The sequence below is a fragment of the Acidimicrobiales bacterium genome (assembly GCA_035316325.1).
GTDB lineage: Bacteria > Actinomycetota > Acidimicrobiia > Acidimicrobiales > VFJN01 > DASXTK01.
In genome coordinates, this window is sequence record DATHJB010000141.1 from 1 (window position 1) to 3,456 (window position 3,456).

Consider the following 3,456-nt stretch of genomic DNA (forward strand, 5'->3'; position numbering starts at 1 on the left):
TGTAGTCGCCGGGGGCGCCGTTGCGGCCGACGAGGCGGGCCGCGGCGTGGATGGCGTCGTCCGGCTGCCACGGGTCGGCCAGGCCGTCGCCGTTGCCGTCGGTGGCGTAGCCGTCGCCCTCGCGGCCCTCGGGCACCGGCGCTCCCGCCACCTCGGGGTCGTGCTGCCCGGCGCCGCGTCGCCAGGTGGAGCCGAGGAACTGCATCGGCCCGCGTGCCCCGGCCCGGTTGACGGTGCCGCGGGGGTTGCAGCCCGCCAGCGTCGACCGGCCGTGGTCGCACTCGACCTTGCCGATGCCGGCGAGGATGGCCCAGTCCAGCTGCCGGGCATCGGCGGCCTCGTGGTAGAGCGCCAGGAAGTCGGGCGGGATGTCGCCGGCCGCCCCGGGGGCGCCGGCGCCGGCATCCAGCGGGTCGCTGCCGAACAGGCTGCCGACGACGGGAAGTTGCCGGGCCGCGTCGGCCGCCGACGTGGCCGCCATGGCGAGCACCACCACCAGGCCGACGAGCAGGGCCGCGGCCACAGCGGCGAGGAGCATGATCCGGCGCGGGGTGAGCCACCCGCCGGTCGCCGCCTGGGTCGCCCGCTTGGCGGCCTCCTTGCGGACCCGCCGTCGTGCCCACTTGGCCGTCGCACGGACGCGTCCCTTCCTGCCGAGCCGGGAAGCCGCCGCCCGCCGCCCGGTCCCGTGAGCCGCCGCGCCGCCGCCGCCGCCGGGCGCCGGGTGGTCCGCCATCGGTCCGGGTGGTCAGCTCCGGCCGCGGCGCTGCATCCGCAGGGCCTGGAGGATCTCCCGGCGGTTGCCGCCGCCCCGGGTCCAGCGCCCCCGCAGGTTCGCTCCCGCCCGGCGGCCGCCGCCGACGAGGCTCCCCACGCCACCGCGGGCACGCTGCGCGCCCCGGCCGAGCGTGCGGGCCCGGCTCAGGTCGTTGCGTGCCCGGGCCCGGGCCCGGTTGGCGATCCGCGAGCCCACCGTGGCGCCTCCGTACCGGGGTTGCAGGAAGCTCGCGACGCGGTTCAACCGGCCTCCACCCGCGGCGCCTCCGCCTCCGCCTCCGCCACCGCCTCCGCCACCGCCGCGGCCGCCGCCGCCCGGGAACGGCGTCAGGTTGTTGTTGAGCATCCAGATGCCGTGGCGCCGGTTGGCCCGGGTGGAGTCGACCCGGCGGCGGCGGCGCTCGAAGAGCCGGTCGACGGAGTGGTACGCCATGTAGGTCGCGGCGAGCTCGGGCAGGTTGCTGCCACCCCCGCCGGCGCCCCCTCCGGACGCCCCCACCGACCCGCTGCCCGCGGGAGTGGAGATGGCGAGGCGATCGCCGAGCTGGTTGGCCATCGCCATGCCCGCGGCGAGCAGGCGCTTCCGGGCGATGACCGCGCCGGCGACCAGGGCGTCGAGCACCAGGAAGCGCTCGATCGGCTCGACGGCCTCGTTGGTCGACGTGAGGAACCCGTCGACGGCGACCACCAGGAACGCCAGGACGAAGCTCATCGCCGCCACGAGCCCGAGCATCGACAGCAGCGACGACAGCCAGCGCCACGCCGAGCGCCGCCCGCCACCGGGCAGCACCGCGAGCACGGTGGCGAACGGCGCCAGGGCGAACAGGAAGATCACGCCCAGCTTCGCCAGCACGATCGTCAGCGCGACCATGCCCAGCAGCAGGAACATGAACAGCGCCGCGACCAGGTAGAGGATCGTGGCGAAGAACTTGTCCCAGCTGGCCTCCCCGTTGAACGCGGCCTCCTCGACGCAGCCGCCGTCGACGTCGTCCACCCCGCCGCCGTCGACCATCACCTGGCGGGGGAAGCCGTCGGCGCCGTGAGGGCCGCGGGCGACGATGGCGTCGCGCTCGGGCACGCAGTCGAGGCCGATCGGCGCGGTGGCGCCGGCGTCGTCGGCGTAGCCGCCCAGCGAGCGCCCCCAGTTGAGGTGGTCGTAGGGCTCCTCGACGAAGGCGATGTGGAGGCTGCGCAGGTGGTCGCCCAGCACCTCGTCGGTGGCCCTCGGGGTGTCGGGCAGCTCGCCGCTGTCGCCGACGGAGAGCACCGCGTCCGACAGCCGCGTCAGCGTGTGGAAGGCCCCGGCCCGGTAGCCGGCCAGGTTGGCCACGAAGACCGCGGCGACCGCGGCCAGCAGCACCGACAGCACCAGCTCGCCGCCGGCGACGGAGATCCGACCCCGCAGCATCGTGAACCCGGCCCACGTCACGACCACGAACCAGGCCACGAAGTCGAGCTGGAACGGCCCGACCAGGCCCCGGTCGAACCGGTCGGCGAGATCGTTGGACACCAGTCCGAGCCGGTCTTCGGCGTCCCACTCGTAGCTCCACCCGGTGAGCCACAGCCCCACCTGGGTCAGGCCCTTGCCGGCGCTGAACGCCAGGCCGGTGAGGGTGCCGAGCACCTGCCGGCGGAAGTCGAGGACGCCGCCGCCGTCGTAGTTGAAGTCGTAGTACGAGCTCGGGTAGGTGCCCCAGCAGCGGTCGGGCAGGAGGCCGCCGAGGTTGGGGCGGCCGCTCTCGTCCTCGTGGCCGGCGGCGGCGAGCTCGGCGCACGTGGGCCGGGCGTCGGGCAGCTCGGTGTCGCACCAGGGCATGTCCATCAGGCCGAGCGGGGCGGCGATGGTGAACACCGATCCGAAGGCGGCCGCCTGCACCGGTCGCGGCAGGGCGTCGACGAAGCAGCTGGCGTCCTTCAGGAAGTCGCCGACCGCGCCGACGCCGTCGCCGATGCGGTCGCAGGCCTCGCCGGCGATCCCATGGTCGTCGCCGCCACCTCCGCCACCACCGAAGATGCTGCTGATGCCGCCGACGAGGTCGCCCAGGGTGTCGCAGAACCCCGTCGGCGCCCGGCGTGGCGCCGCCTCGGCCGCGGCCGGCTCCGCCCCGACGACGACCACACCGAGGGCCACGGCGAGGGCGACCGCGACGGCGGCCGGCCACCGCCGCCAGGGGCGGGTCACGTCGGGTCCTTGGGGTCGAGGGCGTGGGCGAGGGGCGAGCGGCGGCGCTCGCGGGCCCGGTCGCGGGCGGTGGCGAGGTCGCCCCGCGCCGCCGGCTGAGGGCGGGCCGGCGGCGTCGGGGGCGCGGGTGGCCGCGCGGGCGGGGGCGCGGGTGGCCGCGCGGGCGGTGCCGGGGGAGGGGCCGGGTCGAGGGCGGGCGGGGGCTCCGAGCGGTCGAGCGCCGGGGAACGACGGGCGCCGGGCCCCAGCGCCACCGCCGGGACCACCGGCTCGCCGCCACCCGGGGCCGTCTCGAACAGCGGCCGGACCGAGGGGAGCGCCGGGGGGAGGACCTGGACCAGCCCCGTCCGGTCGCGCACGTCCCGGTAGAGGGCCTGGCCGTTGCCGAGGCCGTGCTCCAGCACGGTGGCGGCGTCGACGCTGCCCGACACGCCCAGGAACCGCAGCGCCGAGGGGATCGCGCCCCGCGCCTGGCGGAACACGAAGCGGGCGCCCAG

General features: G+C 76.9%; 3 protein-coding genes. All 3 read right to left on the reverse strand.

All coding sequences use genetic code 11. The annotated features are described in order from the left end of the window. On the reverse strand, positions 1–736 hold a 736-nt coding region (locus VK611_18800), incomplete at its 3' end, for a hypothetical protein (GenBank protein ID HMG43386.1). Between the two features lie 12 nt (positions 737–748). Then, positions 749–2,959, reverse strand: coding sequence for a type IV secretion system protein (locus VK611_18805; protein HMG43387.1), 2,211 nt, complete (start codon positions 2,957–2,959; stop codon positions 749–751). Continuing rightward, positions 2,956–3,456, reverse strand: a 501-nt coding sequence (locus VK611_18810) for a hypothetical protein (protein HMG43388.1), incomplete at its 5' end; no start/stop codon positions are given. The genes VK611_18805 and VK611_18810, both read right to left, overlap by 4 nt.